Source organism: Bradyrhizobium glycinis, assembly GCF_016031655.1.
GTDB lineage: Bacteria > Pseudomonadota > Alphaproteobacteria > Rhizobiales > Xanthobacteraceae > Bradyrhizobium > Bradyrhizobium glycinis.
In genome coordinates this window covers 25093-44436 of the sequence record NZ_JACCHQ010000006.1, presented here as the reverse complement: position 1 = coordinate 44436, position 19344 = coordinate 25093, and the positions used below count along the sequence as shown (strand labels likewise).

Genomic DNA, 19344 nt, shown 5'->3' with positions numbered 1-19344 from the left:
TACTTGTACGCGTCCCCCCGCGAGCCCTGCGCGCGGCGCAAGCCCACAGACCGGATCATGCCGCTTGCGCGGATCTCCGAGCCGTCCCCACCCGGACGGCTTGTCCGCCAATTTCTGCAACATCCTATTGGCAGAGCGTCGCGAATGAAATGCCCGCGATTAAGACATTCTTAATCATCGTTAACAGGATCGCGCCGTAACGCCTTAGCAATCAACGCAATTCTCAGCCGGACCAAGCCAATTGCGGCAACTTTTCGTCAATAAACCGGCGGATCTACGTCAAATCCCCCAAACATTTCGTTAACCATTTCCATGCTTGGGTGAGGGGAACCTGACCCGCCGGACCGGCGGCCGTCGCGCGATGCCGGGGCCTGCGCCATGACGCCTGAACTGCAAGGGATGGACTGGATGCCTTCGCCCCCGCTTGCGCCCATCGACAGCCCGCTCGACCTCGATCACCTCTCCCGGATGACGCTCGGCGACGCTGAGCTGGAGCAGGAAGTGCTGGCCATGTTCGCGGAGCAGGCGGCCCGTCTGCTCGCGGCGATGACGGCATCGCCCGCCGAGACCGGCACGCTCGCGCACAAGCTCAAGGGCTCGGCGCGCGGGATCGGCGCCTTTGCGGTGGCCGATGCCGCTGCCAGCCTGGAGACTGCGATCCGGACCGGCCATGGCCGGCCCCACGCCTTCGCCGCGCTGAAAGAGGCGGTGGCCGAGGCCCGCGCTGCCATCGCGGCGATGCTGAAGCGTTGAGCCGATACGGCCGGAGCTAGGCTTTAGTCGCTTGTTTTGACGCGTTTTCTTCCTGCAAAGCAGGGATTCAATTCGTCACAAAACGCTATGGCGCCGGGCTGACCGACCCGTTATAGGACAGCCGGGACCCTCCTTCATTCAAAGCACCGCGGCAGCACGAGCACACATGGCCAAGATTCACTTTGTCGACCACAAGGGCGAAACCCGCACGGTGGAAATCGAGAACGGCGCAACCGTGATGGAAGCTGCGATCCGCAACAGCATTCCCGGCATCGAGGCCGAATGCGGCGGCGCCTGCGCCTGCGCAACCTGCCATGTCTATGTCGACGAAGCCTGGCGCGAGAAGGTCGGCAGCCCGACGCCGATGGAAGAGGACATGCTCGACTTCGGCTTCGACGTGCGCCCGAATTCGCGCCTGTCTTGCCAGATCAAGGTCTCCGACGAGCTCGACGGTCTCGTCGTGGCGACGCCCGAGCGTCAGGCCTGATCCGTCTTCAAGTAGACTATCCAAGTCGACTAAAGCGCGATGCGATTGGGATGAATCGTCATCGCGCTTTAGGTTATTGTTTGAGCATGATCTCTTCGGAAAACCGCTACACACTTTTTCCGGATCATGCTCTAAATGCCCGGCGGCGCGACCTCGATGCCGCGCTTGTGCCAGGGTCTGAGCTTCTCGATCACCTCTGCGGTGAGCGGCACCGGTCGCCGCGTCGCCTCGTCGAGCAGGACGCCGACGGACGTCGCCGACGCGATGCAGGTGCCGTTCGAGAACACGACCTGCTCGAATGTCACCGACGTTCGCCCGAGCTTGACCACGCCGAGGCCGAGCTCGATCTTGCCCGGCCAGTGCAGCTCGGCGCGAAAATGCATGTCGAGGCGCACCATGATCCAGGCGAGCCCCGGAGGGGTCAGCCCGTATTCGGGAAGCTTCATCAGCGTGACACGGCCGGTCTCGAAATAGGTGGCGTAGACCGCGTTGTTGACGTGCTGGTTCGGGTCTAAGTCGCCGAACCGGACGTTGTCGCTGAGGCGAAACGGAAAGTCCTCAAGGCGCGGGGTCGTGTCGAGGCGGGCTGGTGCGTTCACCGATTGATCTCCGTCATATCCATCCTCGTTACAGCCCAGTTATTTTGGCCCGGCAAGTGGGCGCGGCTGCGGGGCGATCCCGCTTTTATGCCTTCCCTGTTCCATCCCCGTTGGCTAGACAGGCAGGGTCACCTCTGCCCAACGGGCGCCGTCCAACCGATAACGATCGATAAAGAGACGACATGAGCGACGTGATCAAAACCGATGTGCTGATTATTGGCGCCGGCCCGTGCGGTCTGTTCGCCGCCTTCGAGCTCGGCCTTCTCGACATGAAGGCGCATTTCGTCGACATCCTCGACAAGGTCGGCGGCCAGTGTGCCGAGCTCTATCCGGAAAAGCCGATTTACGACATTCCCGGCATTCCGCAGGTTTCGGGGCAGGGGCTTACCGACGCGCTGATGGAGCAGATCAAGCCGTTTCATCCGACCTTCCATCTCGGCGAGATGGTCGAGACCGTGGAGAAGATCGGCGATCCCTTGTTTCGCTGCACCACCGATGCCGGCAAGGTGTTCGAATGCAAGGTGGTGGTGATCGCGGCCGGCGGAGGCTCGTTCCAGCCCAAGCGCCCGCCGGTGCCGGGCATCGAGGCTTACGAAGGCACCTCGGTGCATTACGCCGTACGCAAGATGGAGACGTTCCGCGACAAGAACGTGCTGATCGTCGGCGGCGGTGATTCCGCGCTCGACTGGACGCTCAATCTGCATCCCATTGCGAAGCGCATCACGCTGCTGCATCGTCGCGACGAGTTTCGCGCCGCGCCCCATAGCGTCGAGCAGATGCGCGCGCTGGTTGCCGGCGGCAAGATGGATCTGCGGCTCGGCCAAGTCACCTCGCTCTCCGGCGCTGACGGCAAGCTCACCGGCGCGACCGTCAAGGGCAACGACAACAGCGTCACCGAAATCGCCTGCGACACCATGCTGCCGTTCTTCGGGCTCACCATGAAGCTCGGCCCGGTCGCGAATTGGGGCATCGCGCTGGAGAACAATCTGGTGCCGGTCGAGACGTCCGCGTTCGAGACCAATGTGCCCGGTATCTTCGCGATCGGCGACATCAACACCTATCCCGGCAAGATCAAGTTGATCCTGTGCGGCTTCCACGAGGGCGCGCTGATGTCGCAAAAAGCCCATCGTTATGTCTATCCGGAGAAGCGGCTCGTGTTCCAGTACACGACCTCGTCCTCCAGCCTGCAAAAGAAGCTCGGTGTCAACTGACGGAAGCCCTCGGGGCGGCGATGCCCCATGTTTCTGGTGCTGGAACCGTTCGCGAAATCGCCTTAGTCTGCGGCCATTCCGGTCGTAGGCTTGGCCAGGTTTTTGGCTTAGCAAGTGTGGCTCAGCAAGGTCTTGGCTCCGCAAGGTGATTGGCTCAGCAAGGTGATGATAATGCGGACTCTCGTTTCCAGCTTTCGGCTGCTCTCCTTCCTGGCGCTCGCATTGTCGCTCGCGACGGTGACGCCGTGTGCGGCGCAGACCGCCGAGCCCACGGCTGCGGGGCTCTGGCAGAAGGTGGAAGACGGCAGGACGGTCGGATGGTTCCTCTTCATTGATCGCAACGGTGTCTTCGAAGGCGTGATCGCCAAAACCTTCCCGCGGCCGGCCGACGATCCGAACGAGGTCTGCTCGAAGTGCACCGACGATCGCAAGAACGCGCCGGTGCTCGGCATCTCCTTCGTCCGCAACATGAAGCGCGAAGGATTGAAGTACGAAGGCGGTAACGTGCTCAATCCGCGCGACGGCCAGATCTGGAAGGCCAACATGCGAGTCAGCCCCGACGGCCAGACCCTGACGCTGCGCGGCTATCTCGGCATCGCCCTGCTCGGCAAGGACGAGACCTGGACGCGCCTGCCCGATGCCTACATCGCGCAGGTCGATCCTGCCATCGTCGCAAAATACTTGCCCGCGCAGGCTGCAGCCGCCAAGCAACCGGCGCCCGCGGCGAAGAAGGGCGGCGCGATGATGGCCCCGGCAAAGCAGTAAGGGCGCAAGCCGCGCTGCGCTGCCTCAAAAGCTCTCGCCCTGGCGCAGGGTCTCCAGCCTGTGCGGCCATCTTCGCCGATGAGCAAACGCGCCTCGGACCTGCTCCAGTAGTTCCCCGGAATGCGCGCTGGCGCTGGATTTGCATAGCTTCCGGCAAAGCTGCTGGGGGAGCGAGTCGCCGTCTCCACGCCTGCCGCGCACCATGCGGACGGCGGACGGCAGCGTTTGCCCTGCGGTGATCACTTCGACCGCGGAGATCACATGAAACCTGCAAGACAGTGTGCCGCCGTGCTGCTGGGGCTGACGGTTCTGACGCATTCCGCGCTGGCACGCGACGACGGCCGCTTCGCCAACTCGCCCCTGAAACCCTGGTTCGAGAGCCTGCGTAGCGAGTTCGGGCAATGCTGCTCGGATGCGGACGGCTACGTCATCGCCGATGTCGATTGGGAGTCCGATCGCGGTCGCTACCGCGTGCGCATCGACGACGAGTGGGTCGTGGTGCCCGACGGCGCCGTGATCACCGTGCCGAACAAGATCGGCCGCACCATGGTGTGGAAGCACTATATCGACGGCCATCCGCGCGTGCGCTGCTTCATGCCGGGCAGCATGACGTAGACGCGCGTCATTCGCGTGAGGTGGAAGAGGCCGTCATGCCCGGGCTCGTCCCGGGCATCCACGTTCTTGGTGCCGCCGAGTGAGACGTGGATGGCCGGGACAAGCCCGGCCATGACGTGGTGGGAAATTCAGCGCGCAAGAAGTGATCGTTGTCGTTTGACGAGCCAAGCTTAGTGCGCCTGGTTATTCGAACCCGTGCTCGCGAGCTGCTTGATCCGCGGCGACAGCACGGAGACCTGCACGGGCGAGGCTGGCATGCCGGCGACGATCATCGCAGGGCTCGCAGACTGCTCCTCGACGCCGGCGCCGCCGAGCACCTGCACTTGCGTTGTCGTGATCGGAAACGACGTCACTTCGTAGGAGGGAAGCTCGCTGGCGAACGCGGCGGCCGAGCTCGCAATCATGGCACCGGCAACGGCAATCATCGAGAGAACACGCATTGGAAAATCTCCGTGGAAGATGTCAATCGATGGTTTGGTCGCCGCGATGGCGGCACAGGTTCGCTCGTGCGCGAACATTCCCGTTGTCTTCGGCGCAGATATTGATTGCTTGATGCGAAGGGACGAAACGCGGAAGAAGTTTTCCGCGCCAATGTTTCCGGACGGTTTCGCAGAAGGCGCCGATGGGCACCGCTCAATGCTCTTGCAGATCGAGCTGCGGAGATCTCGCCGGCGCGGCGGCCGCGGCAAAGCGCAGGCGCATCGTCGTGCCGCAGCCGGGCGCGGAAGCGACGAGCAACTCCCCGCCATGGGCCGCCATGATCTCGCGGACGATCGACAGGCCGAGACCGGCGCCTTCACCTGCGGCACTCCCGGTCTGAAACGGCTCGGTCAGCCTGTGTTCGGCGCCGTCGGGCAGGCCCGCACCATCATCGTGAATCGACACGCCATCGCAGCTGACCGTGGCAACGATGCGCCGCGCGCCATGGGCGTGGATGAGCGCGTTGCCGACGAGATTGGCAAGCGCACTTCGGATCGCGGCGTCCACGCCCTGCACCACGAATGGACCTTCTCCATCGTGCTCCAGCGCAAGCTCGATGCCGGCGTCCAGCGCCGACGGGCTGAAATCGGCCAGCACGTCCAGCGTGATCTGGGCCAGATCGATCGGACGCTTCTCGCTCGCATGATTTTGCAATCGCGCCAGGTCCAGCATCGCCGAGACCAGCGAGGTCAGCCGGCGGACGTCGCGCACCAGCTCGGCCTTCAGGGCTGGATCAGGCACATCGTCGATCTTGGCGCGCAGCAGCGTCAGCGGCGTGCGGAGCTGATGGGCGGCATTGCCGAGAAAGCGGCGCTGCATCCGGATATAGGCGTCGATCTCGCCGAAAGCGCGGTTCAGCGCCTCGATCAGTGGCTTCAGCTCGCGAGGGACCTCGGACAGGGAGATCAGGCCTTGCGGCGCCGAAGGATCGATCGCGAGCGCGCGGCGTGCCACCCGTTCGATGCCGCGCGAGACGAAACGTGCGGCAAGCGCTGAACCAACGGCAACGGTCGTCGCAAAGGCCAGCGCCACCACGGCGATCGAAAAAGTGTTGCGGACGAGGAAGTTTCTTGCGATCCGGCCGAAGCGGACCTGAGGCTCGCCGACCATCGTCGTGAGCCGCAGGGGGCCCCGTTGCGCAACGGCGAGACAGAACGTGCTGTTCTGGTCCTGGGTGCTGAAGACGGACAAGCCGACGGGCCCGCGATAGGGGAATGCGAAAGGAAGCGGCGGCCGGTGCTCGCTTCCGTACTCGCTGACAAGGTCGCCCACTGACACCACGTACCAGAGGTTCGGACTGTCCGCTTTCAATTCCTCGAGCGCGGGAGTCGAGCGTACCGTGAGGTTTTGACCATTGATATCAGTGGCGCGATCGAGAATGGCAGCCACGACCCGGCAGGCTCTGAACTCGCGTTCCTCCATCGGATACTTCGAGACGAAGATCGCGACCATGATCAGGAAGACCGTCGTCGCGGCGATGCCGAGCGACAGAGCAAAGGTTCGCGCGATCGACCTCATCGCGGCGTTGTCAGCCGCAGGATGTAGCCGATCCCCCGCATGCTGCGGATCTCGACGTCGCCGCCGAGCTCGGCCAGTTTCTTGCGCAGGCGCGAGACCTGTGCCTCGAGCGTGTTGGACTCGATCTCGTCGTCGAAGCCGTAGATCTCCTCGATCAGCGCGGCGCGGGTGATGACGCGGTCGCGCCGCATCAGCAGCGCCCCCAGGATCAGCGCCTCGCGCCGGCGCAACAGGATCCTGGTGTCGGCGACCACCGCCTCGTTGCTGCCGAGGTGCAGTTCGACGTTGCCGAGCGACAGCACCGATGGCGAGAGCAGCCGGGGCCGGCGCAGCACCGCGCGCACCCGCGCAATCAGTTCCTGCGGCTCAAACGGCTTGCCGAGATAGTCGTCGGCCCCGCCGTTGAGTCCTTCGACGACATCCTCCTTGGCGTCCTTGGACGTCAGCATGATGATTGCGGGCCGTTCCGGTGATTGGCTCAGGGCCGTGACCACCTGGAGCGCATCTCCGTCGGGCAGCATCCGGTCGACGATCGCCAGATCATACTTGAAATTGTCCAGCGCCTGGCGGGCATCGGCGATCGAGCCGACGAGGTCGACGATGCCGTGCAATTGCCCGAGCAGCCGGCTGACATAGGCACCGATCTGTGGTTCGTCTTCGATCACGAGGGAGCGCACGTAGGTCGTCCTTGACTCTCTGGGGCATCAAAACCCTGACCGTGACGCTCCCTGGCCGAATTCTGGCGTTTCGGCTCGTGCGCGAGGGGTCCCATTAAGGCAGCGAGCTTGGCGAATAAAAGGCAGGAACGGGTGAGCTCGCGGGCATGGCCCGTCAAGTTTCGAGGGCGTGATCGCGGCCGTGCAATGTTGGGGCAATGTTGGTCCGGTGGCGCGCCTGGCCAGCACCGGACATATCCCCGAGGCATTGGATCGCACCTTGCAATCTTGGGGCAATTTTGCCGGACCAGATGCTGTGGCTCCGAACCACATCAGTCGACTCGGCCTGCAAGGCCGGTCCGGGGCCCCTGCAATGAATGATTTCGAAGAAGCCGCTCTCCGCCTCACGGTGATTGTGCGGCGGACGACCACCTGTCTCGCCACGCTCGGTGCGATCATGGCAACTGCGCCATCAGTATCGGCGCAGACCGCGTTCACGCTGCCGGCGCCGCCGTTCGAGCTGCCGATGCTGCCCTCGCCATCGGGAAACTGGACCGTCATGGTCGGCATCGGCGGCGAATACAAGCCCGAGTTCGTCGGATCGAACAACGGAAGGTTTGTTCCGATCCCGATCTTCTCCATCCGCCGCGCCGGATCGGTCGACCAGTTTCGCGGACCGCGCGACAGCGCCAGCATCGCGCTGCTCGACGTCGGCAATTTTCGCGCGGGTCCTGCGTTCAAATACGTATCCTCGCGCAAGAGCGGCAAATATGCGGAGCTGACCGGCCTTGGTGACGTCAAGGCTGCCTACGAGCTCGGCGGCTTCGTCGAATATTATCCGGTCGACTGGCTGCGCCTGCGCAGCGAATTGCGCCAGGCCATGGGCGGCCATACCGGCACCGTGGCGGATGTCTCTGCCGACGTCATCGTGCCGCTGATTCAAAGGCTGACGATCTCCGCCGGCCCGCGCTTCACCTGGAAGAGCACCAAGGCCACCGCGCCGTATTTTGGCGTCGATGACGTGCAGGCGCTGGCATCAGGGCTGTCGAGATATGATGCCAGGGGCGGTGCGCACTCGGTCGGTTTCGGCAGCCAGATCTCCTACCGCATCAATCCGCAGTGGGAGGTCCATGCCTATGTCGAATACGAGAAGCTACTCGGCGATGCCGCGGACAGCCCGCTGGTGAAGCTGCGGGGATCCTCGAACCAGACCACCGTCGGTCTCGGTGCGTCCTATTCGTTCGATTTCAGGATCCGATAGATCATGCGCGGCAAGGTCATCCTCATTCTCGCCTGTGCGATCGCTTGCGTCGCGCTCGGCGCCGCCGCGGCGTTTGAGACGCGTGCGAGCCGGCTCCAGGCGATCAAGACCGTCGGCATCATCTCGGCCATTGGCGAGGAGATCAGCCTGACGCGAGCCGGCCTGACCGCGCTCGACAACGCCGCGCAGACCGCCTCGATCAGCGCATGGGGGCTGGACGAGCTGATCGTCCAGGAGGCGACGAAGCTGCTGAGCGGACGGTTTCAGGTGCAACCGGTGAGCTACCGGCGCGCGGCCTTCGCCGCGATCAGGGATTCGGCGGTCGCGCCGGTCAATCTGCTGCGGAGCGACCCGTTCAAGGAGCTGGTTCGCAGCGATGTCACGCCGCAGGGAGTGGACGCGTATATCGTCATCACCCGGGCGAGATCGAAGCTTGGAAACGGCCGCAACATCGAGGGCGTCGGGTTCGCCGAATATCGGACGCTGCTTGCGGACTACGGACTGATCCACGCGTTGTATGAGGTTCGCATCATCGAGGGCAAGTCGTTCGACGTGATCGAGAAGAGGGCGGCCGCGCCGCTCGACAACACCGGAACCGTGCGGATCGCCGGCCCGAGCGGACCGATCGAAGCGACGTTCGAGGGTGCGGGTTCGAGCGAGCGGCTGCGCGCAGCGATCGCGAACCTCATCGTCCGCAGCCTGCCGCTCACGCTGGGCGACATGCACCTGATCGAGGGCCAGTGACGGTTCTGTTTTGACGCGTTTTCTTGTCGCGAACCGGGATCCACTTCGCTCGAAAACGCTTCAGGTCACCGGCGCGGGATTGAACAGCGTGAGGTCGTTGTGGATGCCCCAGCGGTCCGACCAGGGTTTGATGCGGCCAGAGGCGACGTCGAGGATCAGGCGGAACAGGTCCCAGCCGGTCTCCTCGATGGTCTTCTCGCCGGTCGCGATCTTGCCGGCATCGAAGTCGATCAGGTCTTTCCAGCGCCGCGCGAGCTCGCTGCGCGTCGCGACCTTGATCACGGGGGCTGCCGCAAGGCCGTAAGGCGTGCCGCGGCCGGTGGTGAACACTTGCAACGTCATGCCCGAGGCGAGCTGCAGCGTGCCGCAGATGAAGTCCGAGGCGGGCGTCGCGGCGAACAGCATGCCCTTCTGCGTTGCCTTCTCGCCGGGCGAGAGCACGCCTGTGATTGCGCTCGAGCCGGACTTGACGATGGAGCCGAGCGATTTCTCGACGATGTTGGCGAGGCCCCCCTTCTTGTTGCCGGGCGTGGTGTTGGCGCTGCGGTCGGCGCCGCCGCGGGCCAGATAGGAATCGTACCAGGCCATCTCGCGCACCAGCGCGCGGCCGACGTCCTCGTTGATGGCGCGGCGGGTGAGGAGCTGGATCGCGTCGCGCACCTCGGTGACCTCCGAGAACATCACAGTGGCGCCGGCGCGCACCAGGAGGTCCGCGGCGAAGCCGACGGCGGGATTGGCGGTGACGCCGGAGAAGGCATCGCTGCCGCCGCATTGCAGCCCGATGACAAGATCGGACGCAGGGCAGGTCTCGCGCTTGCGGGTGTTGAGAACCTTCAGTCGCGCCTCGGCCTGGGTCATGATCGCCTCGACGATGGCACCAAAGCCGTCGAAAGCCTCATCCTGCATGCGCACGATGGCGTCACCGACGCCTTCCGGCACCAGCCGCTCGGGCGCGAGCTTCTCGCAGCCAAGGCCGACAACGAGGATCTCGCCGCCGAAATTCGGATTGAGCGCGAGGTTCTGCAGGGTGCGGATCGGCACCACCGCGTCGGGCGCGGAGATCGCGACACCGCAGCCATAGGCGTGCGTCAACGGCACGACGTCGTCGACGTTGGGATATTTCGGCAGCAGCTCGGCACGGATGCGCTTCACCGCATATTCCATCGTGCCCTTGACGCATTGCACGGAGGAGGAGATGCCGAGGATGTTCTTGGTGCCGACCGAACCATCCGGATTGCGGTAGCCCTCGAAGGTGAAGCCTTCGAGGGGCGGCAGCGGTGCGGGGACTGCGGTCGAGATTTCGAGCTTGTCGAGGGCAGGGGCCTCCGGCATACGGATGCGCGCCTCGTCCACCCATTCGCCGGCCAGGATCGGCGACAGCGCGTAGCCGATGATCTCGCCGTAACGGATGATCGGTTCGCCTTCGGCGATGTCGACCAAAGCCGTCTTGTGTCCCTGTGGGACGAAGGCGCGCAGCGTCAAGCCGCTGGCAAAGCGCGCGCCGGCGGGGAGCCCGAAATCATTCACCACGATCGCCACATTGTCGCGCTCGTTGAGCTTGATGTAGCGGGGCTGCTCTTTCGCGGCGACGTCCTGGTCCATCTGCGCTTGCCTCAGAAGTCGTAGGGTGGGCAAAGGCGCAACGCGCCGTGCCCACCGTCTTCACACCGAACGTAAGTGGTGGGCACGCTTCGCTTGCCCACCCTACGATATCTCACCCCGGATTGGTGTAGGCCGTCTTCACCGTGGTGTAGAACTCGCGCGCATAGGAGCCCTGCTCGCGGGCGCCATAGCTCGAGCCCTTCCGGCCGCCAAACGGCACGTGATAGTCGACGCCGGCGGTCGGCAGATTGACCATCACCATGCCGGACTCGCTGTTGCGCTTGTAGTGCGAGGCGTATTTCAGGCTGGTGGTGCAGATGCCGGAGGCGAGGCCGAACTCGGTATCGTTGGAGATGGCGAGCGCCTCTTCGTAATTCTTGGCACGAATGACGGCGGCGACCGGGCCAAAAATCTCCTCGCGCGCGATGCGCATGTTGTTGTTGGCCTCGGTGAACAGCGCCGGCTGCAGGTAGTGGCCGGGATTCTCGCGCTTCAGCAGCTCGCCGCCGAAGGCGAGCTTGGCGCCTTCGTCCTGGCCGATCTTGATGTAGCGCAGATCCTGGTCGAGCTGGTTCTGGTCCACCACGGGGCCGATATGCACGCCGGCCTTGAGCGCATCGTCGACCGACAGGCTGTTCAGGCGCTCGGCCATGGCGGCGACGAAGCGGTCGTGGATGCCCTCGGTGACGATCAGGCGGGACGAGGCGGTGCAGCGCTGGCCGGTCGAGAAATAGGCGCCGTTGACGGCAACCTCGACGGCGGTCTTGAGGTCGGCGTCGTCGAGCACGACCAGCGGGTTCTTGCCGCCCATCTCGAGCTGGAACTTCTTCATGGGATTCGACAGCACGCAGGCCTGCGCGATCTTGCGTCCCGTCTGCACCGAGCCGGTGAAGGAGATCGCGGCGACGTCCGGATGCTCGAGCAGGGTCTGGCCGACCACCGAGCCGGAGCCGACGACGAGGTTGAACACGCCCGCGGGAATGCCGGACCGGGTGATGATTTCGGCCAGCGCATGCGCCGAGCCGGGCACCAGCTCGGCGGGCTTGAACACCACGGTGTTGCCGTAGCAGAGCGCCGGCGCGATCTTCCAGGCGGGGATCGCGATCGGGAAATTCCAGGGCGTGATCATGCCGACGACGCCGACCGGCTCGCGGGTGAGCTCGACGTCGAGGCCGGGACGCACCGAGGCGCCCTTCTCGCCGATCAGGCGCAGCGCCTCGCCGGCAAAGAAGGCGAAGATCTGGCCGGCGCGCGCGACCTCGCCGATGCCTTCCGGCAGGGTCTTGCCTTCCTCGCGGGCGAGCAGGCGGCCGAGCTCTTCCTTGCGGGAGAGGATCTCGGCGGACACCTTGTTCAGGGCGTCATAGCGCTCCTGCGGCGTCGAGCGCGCCCAGGCGGGGAAGGCGGCCTTGGCGGCGGCGATCGCCTTTTCGGTCTGCGCCTTGTCGGCCTTGGCGTATTCGCCGACGAGATCATTGGTGTTGGAGGGGTTGATGTTCTTGGTGACGCCGGAGCCGTCGACCCATTCGCCGCCGATGAAGTTCTTCAGGATCGCTGTCATCTTTTTCCTCCAGGGGAACGCTCTTATTAACGGACGAGGCAAGGACGCTTGTCGTCAAACGTCCAGCCGGGGATCAGGTCCTGCATGGCCATAGCGTCATCCCGCCCGCCGAGTCCATGCTTCTTGTAGAGCTCGTGCGCGGCCTCGATGGCGGCGCGGTCGATCTCGATGCCGAGCCCGGGGCGGTCCGGGACGGCGATCTTGCCGCCCTTGATCTGGAGCGGCTCCTTCGTCAGCGCCTGGCCGTCCTGCCAGATCCAGTGGGTGTCGATCGCGGTGACCTTCCCCGGAGCGGCGGCGCCGACATGGGTGAACATGGCGAGAGAAATGTCGAAATGGTTGTTGGAGTGCGAGCCCCAGGTCAGGCCGTTGTCACGGCAGGTCTGGGCCACGCGCACCGAGCCCTGCATCGTCCAGAAATGGGGATCGGCCAGCGGGATGTCCACGGCCCCGAGCCGCAGCGCATGGGAGAGCTGCCGCCAGTCCGTGGCGATCATGTTGGTGGCGGTCGGCAGGCCAGTTGCACGGCGGAACTCGGCCATGATCTCGCGGCCGGAGAAGCCGGCCTCGGCGCCGCAGGGGTCCTCGGCATAGGCGAGGATGCCATGCATGCCCTTGCAGAGGCTGATCGCCTCATCCAGCGACCAGGCGCCGTTGGGGTCCAGCGTGACGCGCGCGCTGGGAAAGCGCTTTGCAATCGCGGTGACGGCCTCGATCTCCTGCTCGCCGCGGAGGACGCCGCCCTTGAGCTTGAAATCGGCGAAGCCGTAATGGTCGTGGGTGGCCTCCGCGAGCCGCACCACGGTCTCGGGCGTCATCGCCTCCTGGTGGCGGAGGTTGAACCAGTCGGGCTTGCCGGTCTCGCCCGTGACATAGTCGAGCTTCGACTTGCGGCGGTCGCCGACGAAGAAGAGATAGCCGAGCGTCTCGACGCTGTTGCGCTGCTGGCCTTCGCCGAGCAGGGCTGCGACGGGCAGCCCAAGGTACTGGCCGAGCAGGTCGAGCAACGCGGATTCAACGGCGGTGACTGCGTGGATCATGACGCGAAGATCAAAAGTCTGCTTGCCGCGCCCGCCGGCGTCGCGGTCGGCGAAGGCGGTACGGATGTCGGCGAGGATGTTGTTCATCGCGCCGACGGTCTTGCCGATCACGAGGTCGCGGGCGTCCTGCAGCGTCTGCCAGATCTTCTGCCCGCCCGGCACCTCGCCGACGCCGGTGTGGCCGGCATTGTCGGTGAGGATGACGATGTTGCGGGTGAAGAACGGCGCATGCGCGCCGCTCAGGTTGAGGAGCATGCTGTCGCGGCCCGCAACCGGAATGACCTGCATCGCCGTGATAACAGGTGCTCCGGCGACTGACGCGCCGGAAATCTCAGTTTGGGCCATCGCAGGCTCCTCCCTGTTGTCTTGCTATTCTGCAGCCTGTTGTGACGATCGTGCGGCGGGCAGCTTGTGCACCAGCGCGGTCAGCTCCGCCATCTCCTGCTCGGTGAGATCGGTCAGCGGCGGACGGACCGGGCCGGAATCGCGGCCGATCACCTTCATGCCGGCCTTGATGATCGAGACCGCGTAACCCTTCTTGCGGTTGCGGATCGCAATCAGCGGCAGGATGAAGTCCTTCAGGCCGGACTGGATCGTGGCGTGGTCGCGCTTGCGCACCGCCGCGTAGAAGTTGGTGGCGAATTCCGGCACGAAGTTGAACACGGCCGAGGAATAGGTCGTCACGCCCATGTCGAGATAGGGCAGTGCGAAGGTCTCGGCGGTCGGCAGGCCCCCGACATAGGTGAGGCGGTCGCCGAGCTTGGTGTAGACGCGGGTCATCAGCTCGATGTCGCCGATGCCGTCCTTGTAGCCGACGAGGTTCGGGCAGCGCTCGGCAAGGCGCGCGAGCGTGTCGGGCTGGAGGATGGCATTGTCGCGGTTATAGACGATGACGCCGATCTTCACGGCGGCGCAGACCGCCTCGACGTGGGCGGCAAGGCCTTCCTGCTCGGAATGGGTGAGGTAGGGCGGCAGCAGCAGGAGGCCGTCGGCGCCGGCCTTTTCCGCACTGATCGCGATCTCGCGCGCGATCGCGGTGCCGTAGCCGGTGCCGGCGAGCACGGGCACGCGGCCCTTGGTCTCGTCTACCGCGACCTTGACGACCTCAGGAACCTCTGATGGTGTCAGCGAGAAGAACTCGCCGGTGCCGCCGGCGGCGAAGAGACCTGCGACCTCATAACCGCACAGCCAGTCCATGTTGGCGCGATAGGTCACCTCGTCGAAGGAGTAGTCAGCCCTGAACGGCGTGACGGGGAAGGACAAAAGGCCCGATCCGATCTTCTGGGCCATTTCCTGCGGGGTCATCTTGCTCATGGGCGCTCCCTTCTCGTGTTGCGGAGGACGCAAGCAGAAGTCGCGCGTCCATGCGCCGTGGTTTAGGAGACCGTTCGATGCGCGTCCAAGCCAAAGCCTATATCGACCGATGCGGATTGAGCATCAATCCTCAGCCAGCTCCGCGGAGGACAATTCGCCGGCGATTTTGACCAGCGCCGACAGCAGCGGGTTCTCGTCCTCGCGCCGCCACACCATGAACAGCTCGACGGGCACGCGGGTGCGCAGCTTCAGGGGACGCAGGCGCACATCGGATATCTTCAGGCTCGCCGCCGCCGCCGGTACGATGGCAAGGCCGAGGCCGGCGCGTACCATGGCGAGGATCGAGTGGATCTGGCTGAGATGCTGGACGTAGCGCGGCAGCACGTCGGCGCGGGTGAACAGCGCCACCAGCAGGTCGTGGAAGTAGCGGCTCTCATAGGGCGAATACATCACGAAGGGCTGGTCGTCGAAATCCTTGATGGTGATGCCGTCGGCGTTCGCTAGCGGATGCTTCTTCGGGATCGCGGCGAGGAGGGGCTCGGCGACGACGCGGCGGCTGGCAAGCTCGGGCCGCGCGATCGGCGGCCGCAGCAGCCCGGCGTCGATCTGGCCCGAGGTCAGCGCCTCGAATTGGTCGCCCGACACCATCTCCTTCAGCGAGAAGTCCACCTCGGGCAGCTTGGCGCGGCAGGCGGCGATGAGCTCGGGCAGAAAGCCATAGGCCGCGGCCGCGGTGAAGCCGACCTTCAGCGAGCCGGTCTTGCCGAGCGCGATGCGGCGGGCGACCTGCGAGGCGCTTTCGGCAAGCTTGAGGATGCGGCGCGCCTCCGGCAGGAAACTGCGTCCAGCCGGGGTGAGACGCACCGAGCGGCTGGTGCGCTCGAGCAGCGGCGCATCGATGATGTGCTCGAGCACCTGGATCTGCCGGGACAGCGGCGGCTGCGTCATGTTGAGCCGCACGGCGGCGCGGCCGAAATGCAATTCCTCCGCCACCGTGACGAAACAGCGGAGCTGGTTGAGGTCGAACATCGATACATGCCTTAGATGAATAAGGCGTTTCGCTGGCACTTCTAGCATCGATCACCCCCAAAACAAAGACGGCGGCTTTGTGGGCCGCCGTTGAGTTGCCTGGTCAAGCTCCCGTGGGAGCCCTCAGGAGGAACAGCCTGATGCGAGACCGCCTCGCGTCCGCTGCGGACACCGCTGCGCTCATTGCGCGCCTCTCCTAAATCTCGTTCCCGTCTCCCTGACAGGAGTCCTAGAGGCGCGCGCGGCGAAGTGTCCAAGTTCAAGGCAGCATCGATCGATGCCGTTTTTGGATTGATGGAACGGCGGTGACAGGGAGGGCGTGGGTCACGCGTGCCACAAACTCGTGGAGAGGGCCGCGTTTGCTTCTACTGCTGCGCGCTCGGCAATAGCTGCGGCAAAAATCCGCGCGTCACGTTCGGCGGCACGGCATCCAGCCCGAGCACGGCGCTCGCCGCTGGCAGCGCGGCATCGGCCATCGCGGCATGGCCCTCGGCGCTCGGATGCACCGCGCCGCCATAGACGGCGGAGAGCACGCCCCAGGTCGCGTCGTGGATGTCGGTCGGCTGGCTTGCGGCCGGCAGGCCCTGCGGATAAGTCATGGCGGCGAAATAGCTGTCATTGGCGTCCCGGACCCAGCGCGCGCGGGGCAGGTAGGCGCGGTACTCCGAGGCGCCGCGGCCACACAGCATCGGCTGGCTCGCCGCGCTGACAATATCGGGATCGAAGCTCTGGCCGTTCTCGGCAAAGCAGCTGCGGTCGAATTCGGGATCGTTGCCGGAACGGGCGCAGAAGCCGTGGTCGGCGAACGCGGCCTGGTGCGCGTCGACGAAGGTCATGCGGTCGGCTTCGGGATCGCGGCACAGCGCACCGCGGGTGCAGGTGGCGAGCCCCTTCAGCTGCGGCAGGAATTCGGTGTCGACGAAGGCGGAGACGCGGGCGAGACGCTGCGGATCGGTGTTGAAGGACGGGTGGATGTCGAAGCCGGCTCGGCCGCCGCGGCAGGGCGCGCCGCCTTCGGCGAGCGCAGGATTGGCGTAGGAGACATAGACCACGCGCGAGAGGTCGCCGCCGACCAGCGGCTTCAGCGCCTCGCGCAGCTTGACGAAATTCTGCGGCAGCTCGCGTTGGAGCGCATCGCGGGAATCGTCGACGCTCGCCATCACGCCGGAGCGGCGGAACAGCGCGCGCTCCGTCGCGGTGTCGACGATGACGTCGGCGACGAGACCGGAGAAATAGACGTCGTTGGCGCCGACCGAGAGCAGCACGAGATCGAGCGTGCGATCGGGCTGGCGCTTCTTCGCCGCGGTGACGGCTTCCCGCAGCTCGGCGACTTGCGCGTTCACGCTGGTGTTGCAGACGCCGGTCTTGCCAGGCGGACATTCGCGGGCGCGCTGCGAGCCGAGCAGCCCGTCGCCAATGCTGGCGCCGGTACAGGCGAGCGGCAGGAAGGTCACGGCGACGTGGGTGTAGCGCACCGCGAGCGCCAGCGCGGTGCGCGCCTGATAGCTATAGAGCGAGCGATGGCAGGGCGCATTGAACCAGAGCGCGCTGTAGCGTTGCCAGTTGGCGAGCGTATCCGGCGCCTCGCAGGCGCGGCCGCCCTTGAAGCCGTGGCGGCTCGGCCGGTAGTACTGCGCGCCGGCGGTGCCGAGATAGGAGCGGAAGCAAAAACCTTCGTCCGACAGCGCCAGCGGCCGGTCCGGGTTGCCTTCGCCGGAGGCGATGCTGTCGCCTAGACCTGCGATGAAGATGTCGCGGACCTGGATCTCGGTCTGGACCCGCTGGGTCGGATCCGAGCCGGCAGAGACATCGACGGTCGCAACCGTCTGCTTGCCGTAGCGGACGCGCAAATTGATCGGCTCGGCGCAGTCGAAGGTCGAGGTCTGCGGGCCGTCGCCGTCATCGAACGACCAGGCGCAGGTGGCGCCGACCGGCACCGCGCCGGTCAGACGCACCGTGACCGGATGGTCGATCGGCGTGAGGTAGTTCTCTTTGACATTGTCCCGAGTGCAGGGCTGGTTGACCCTGCCCTGCAGGTCGATGCACAGCCGGTTGACCATGTTGCGGGCCCAGCCGCGGCCCTCGCTCTGGAGCTCCAGGGACTGCTCGGCGGCGAGAATGCTGCGGTTACGCGCGTTCTCGACATGGAGCAGGAAGTCGCGCTCCTCGCGGAATAGCCGGAAGCGGTTACGCACCTCCCAGCTGATCTGCATGGTGCCGGCGTCTTGCGCGGCGGCACGCTCGGGCCAAGCGAGGAGGCCGGCAAGCAGCACGGCGCCGGCCGAGAGGGTGCGAAGGAATACGGAAATCATGGCCCGCGTCTTCAACGGCAAAGTTGAGGCGGAAATAAGAGAGGATTGCGCGCCGGCCTGCAACCTTTGCCTGATGATTCCGAGGTGCCTTCGGCGTCTCAGCGCTTGCTGACCCGCCGCAGCAGCCGTTCGCGCTCCATCGGCGTCACCTCCTTCGGCAGGTTGGCCTGCGCGCAGGCTTCCGCCAGCCGCCGCCGCTCCTGCCACGGCGCGACCACATTCATCCAGAGCTCGCGCGTGCCCATGATGGAGATGGCAAGGCCGAACGGGATCACGAAATAGAGAATACGGAACACCAGCAGCGTCGCCAGAAGCTCCTCGCGGCTGAACTGGGGCAGCGCCACCAGCATGGCGGCATCGAACACGCCGATCGAGCCAGGCGCGTGGCTGGCAAAGCCGATCAGGGTCGCCAGGATGAACACGACTGCGAGCGACATGAAGTCGATCGGCGGGTTGGCCGGCATCAAGAGGTACATCGCGGTGGCGCAGAAGCCGAGATCGACGACGCCGATCAGGATCTGCACCAAGGTCAGCGGCGCCGAGGGCAGCACCACCTTCCAGCCTTTCTGGCCGAGCTCGCGGCGCTTCTCGCCCATGCAGAGCCAGACCAGATACGCGCCGATCGATGCAAGGCCGCCAAGGGCGATCAACCGGTTGAGCGAGGAGGGCAGCTGATCCATCGAGGAGGCCGCATCCGGATGGATGGCCATGCCGATCGAGAGCACGAAGATGTTACCGAGCCAGAAGGTCAGGCCCGACAGGAAGCAGATCTTCGCGACGTCGATCGCGTTCAGTCCGTAGTCCGAATAGATCCGGAAACGGATCGCGCCGCCGGTGAAGACCGTGGCGCCGATGTTGTGGCCGATCGAATAGGACGTGAAGCTGGACAGCGCCGCGATGCGATAGGGCACGTGCTTCTTACCGATCGTTCGCAGCGCAAAAAAGTCGTAGAAGGTCAGCGTACAGAACGCGAAGAAGACGCAGACCGCCGCCAGCCCGATGTTGCCGCGGGGAATCTCCGTCAACGCGGTCAGGATGACCCCGGTATCGATGCCCTTGAGGGTCCGCACCAGCGTGGTGATCGCAAACGCGATGATGAAGATGCTCGCGGCGACTCCGAGCCGTCGCCAGCCGATCCATCTCTTGAAGCCGCGTTTCAGCGCGGGCAGCAGTCCGTGCATTCATCCTCCCGGCGGGGGGCAAAACCGATCGGGCCAGACATTGGCCGGTCGGGTGCGATCACGGCCAAAAGGCTGGCACCGATCGCTAGGCAATGATCCGGCTCATTTAAGGCAAAATCAGCGGCTTGTGCAGCCCTTGACAACAATAGGTTCTGCGTTCGGCCGGCAACTCTGTCATACGCGGTTCATATCGGCGGCGCGTTAAGCATATGAGTC

Annotated in this window: 18 protein-coding genes; 7 read left to right on the top strand and 11 right to left on the bottom strand. The window is 65.0% G+C overall.

Going from position 1 to position 19344, the window contains the following annotated elements; genetic code table 11:
* The first annotated feature begins 378 nt into the window (after positions 1-378).
* Together HZZ16_RS11740 and HZZ16_RS11735 are read left to right on the top strand one after the other, a co-directional pair.
* Positions 379-753 (top strand): Hpt domain-containing protein, encoded by a 375-nt coding sequence (locus HZZ16_RS11740; RefSeq protein WP_197948616.1) that lies wholly within the window; start codon positions 379-381, stop codon positions 751-753.
* A gap of 166 nt (positions 754-919) precedes the next feature.
* Positions 920-1240, top strand: coding sequence for a 2Fe-2S iron-sulfur cluster-binding protein (locus HZZ16_RS11735; protein ID WP_008143731.1), 321 nt, complete (start codon positions 920-922; stop codon positions 1238-1240).
* 131 nt (positions 1241-1371) lie between these two features.
* On the opposite strand, the gene HZZ16_RS11730 is transcribed toward HZZ16_RS11735, so the two are convergent.
* The gene (locus tag HZZ16_RS11730; RefSeq protein WP_197948615.1) at positions 1372-1839 is read right to left on the bottom strand and encodes an acyl-CoA thioesterase; all 468 of its coding nucleotides are present in this window, start codon (positions 1837-1839) and stop codon (positions 1372-1374) included.
* A 182-nt stretch (positions 1840-2021) separates the two neighbouring features.
* Here HZZ16_RS11730 and HZZ16_RS11725 point away from each other — a divergent pair, with 182 nt between their 5' ends.
* The 3 genes from HZZ16_RS11725 (at position 2022) to HZZ16_RS11715 (ending at position 4430) form a co-directional block, all read left to right on the top strand.
* On the top strand, positions 2022-3050 hold the full coding sequence (locus HZZ16_RS11725) for an NAD(P)/FAD-dependent oxidoreductase (RefSeq protein ID WP_197948614.1): 1029 nt from the start codon (positions 2022-2024) through the stop codon (positions 3048-3050).
* 171 nt (positions 3051-3221) lie between these two features.
* The gene (locus HZZ16_RS11720) at positions 3222-3815 is read left to right on the top strand and encodes a DUF2147 domain-containing protein (RefSeq protein WP_197948613.1); all 594 of its coding nucleotides are present in this window, start codon (positions 3222-3224) and stop codon (positions 3813-3815) included.
* A gap of 261 nt (positions 3816-4076) precedes the next feature.
* Positions 4077-4430: a hypothetical protein gene (locus HZZ16_RS11715; protein WP_197948612.1), complete on the top strand. Its 354-nt coding sequence runs from the start codon at positions 4077-4079 to the stop codon at positions 4428-4430.
* A gap of 170 nt (positions 4431-4600) precedes the next feature.
* Here HZZ16_RS11715 and HZZ16_RS11710 read toward each other — a convergent pair whose 3' ends face one another.
* The 3 genes from HZZ16_RS11710 to HZZ16_RS38120 form a co-directional block, all read right to left on the bottom strand.
* The gene (locus tag HZZ16_RS11710) at positions 4601-4870 is read right to left on the bottom strand and encodes a hypothetical protein (protein WP_197948611.1); all 270 of its coding nucleotides are present in this window, start codon (positions 4868-4870) and stop codon (positions 4601-4603) included.
* Between the two features lie 193 nt (positions 4871-5063).
* A complete protein-coding gene (locus HZZ16_RS11705; RefSeq protein ID WP_197948610.1) occupies positions 5064-6428 on the bottom strand; it encodes a sensor histidine kinase in 1365 nt (454 codons plus the stop codon).
* Positions 6425-7105: a response regulator transcription factor gene (locus tag HZZ16_RS38120; RefSeq protein ID WP_197948609.1), complete on the bottom strand. Its 681-nt coding sequence runs from the start codon at positions 7103-7105 to the stop codon at positions 6425-6427. The genes HZZ16_RS11705 and HZZ16_RS38120 overlap by 4 nt, the downstream gene beginning before the upstream one ends.
* A 352-nt stretch (positions 7106-7457) precedes the next feature.
* Between HZZ16_RS38120 and HZZ16_RS11695 the strand changes: the two genes are divergently transcribed.
* Together HZZ16_RS11695 and HZZ16_RS11690 are read left to right on the top strand one after the other, a co-directional pair.
* The gene (locus HZZ16_RS11695; protein WP_197948608.1) at positions 7458-8345 is read left to right on the top strand and encodes a MipA/OmpV family protein; all 888 of its coding nucleotides are present in this window, start codon (positions 7458-7460) and stop codon (positions 8343-8345) included.
* A gap of 3 nt (positions 8346-8348) precedes the next feature.
* The gene (locus HZZ16_RS11690) at positions 8349-9089 is read left to right on the top strand and encodes a hypothetical protein (RefSeq protein WP_197948607.1); all 741 of its coding nucleotides are present in this window, start codon (positions 8349-8351) and stop codon (positions 9087-9089) included.
* Between the two features lie 60 nt (positions 9090-9149).
* Here the strand turns inward: HZZ16_RS11690 and garD are convergent, their stop codons facing one another.
* The 7 genes from garD to HZZ16_RS11655 all read right to left on the bottom strand — a co-directional run bounded on the left by garD (position 9150) and on the right by HZZ16_RS11655 (position 19128).
* Positions 9150-10691 carry a galactarate dehydratase gene (gene garD, locus HZZ16_RS11685; protein ID WP_197948606.1) on the bottom strand — a complete coding sequence of 514 codons (1542 nt, stop codon included), beginning with the start codon at positions 10689-10691 and terminating at the stop codon, positions 9150-9152.
* Positions 10692-10803: 112 nt separating this feature from the next.
* Positions 10804-12252, bottom strand: coding sequence for an aldehyde dehydrogenase family protein (locus HZZ16_RS11680; RefSeq protein ID WP_197948605.1), 1449 nt, complete (start codon positions 12250-12252; stop codon positions 10804-10806).
* Positions 12253-12278: 26 nt separating this feature from the next.
* Positions 12279-13637 (bottom strand): glucarate dehydratase, encoded by a 1359-nt coding sequence (gene gudD / locus HZZ16_RS11675; RefSeq protein ID WP_197948604.1) that lies wholly within the window; start codon positions 13635-13637, stop codon positions 12279-12281.
* A 24-nt stretch (positions 13638-13661) separates the two neighbouring features.
* Positions 13662-14606, bottom strand: a complete 945-nt coding sequence (gene kdgD / locus HZZ16_RS11670) for a 5-dehydro-4-deoxyglucarate dehydratase (protein WP_197948603.1) — start codon at positions 14604-14606, stop codon at positions 13662-13664.
* A gap of 123 nt (positions 14607-14729) precedes the next feature.
* Complete coding sequence (locus tag HZZ16_RS11665; protein ID WP_109143167.1) at positions 14730-15635, bottom strand: LysR family transcriptional regulator; 906 nt, start codon at positions 15633-15635, stop codon at positions 14730-14732.
* Between the two features lie 365 nt (positions 15636-16000).
* Positions 16001-17947 (bottom strand): SGNH/GDSL hydrolase family protein, encoded by a 1947-nt coding sequence (locus HZZ16_RS11660; RefSeq protein ID WP_197948602.1) that lies wholly within the window; start codon positions 17945-17947, stop codon positions 16001-16003.
* Between the two features lie 98 nt (positions 17948-18045).
* Positions 18046-19128 carry a lysylphosphatidylglycerol synthase transmembrane domain-containing protein gene (locus HZZ16_RS11655; RefSeq protein WP_197948601.1) on the bottom strand — a complete coding sequence of 361 codons (1083 nt, stop codon included), beginning with the start codon at positions 19126-19128 and terminating at the stop codon, positions 18046-18048.
* Positions 19129-19344: the final 216 nt, after the last annotated feature.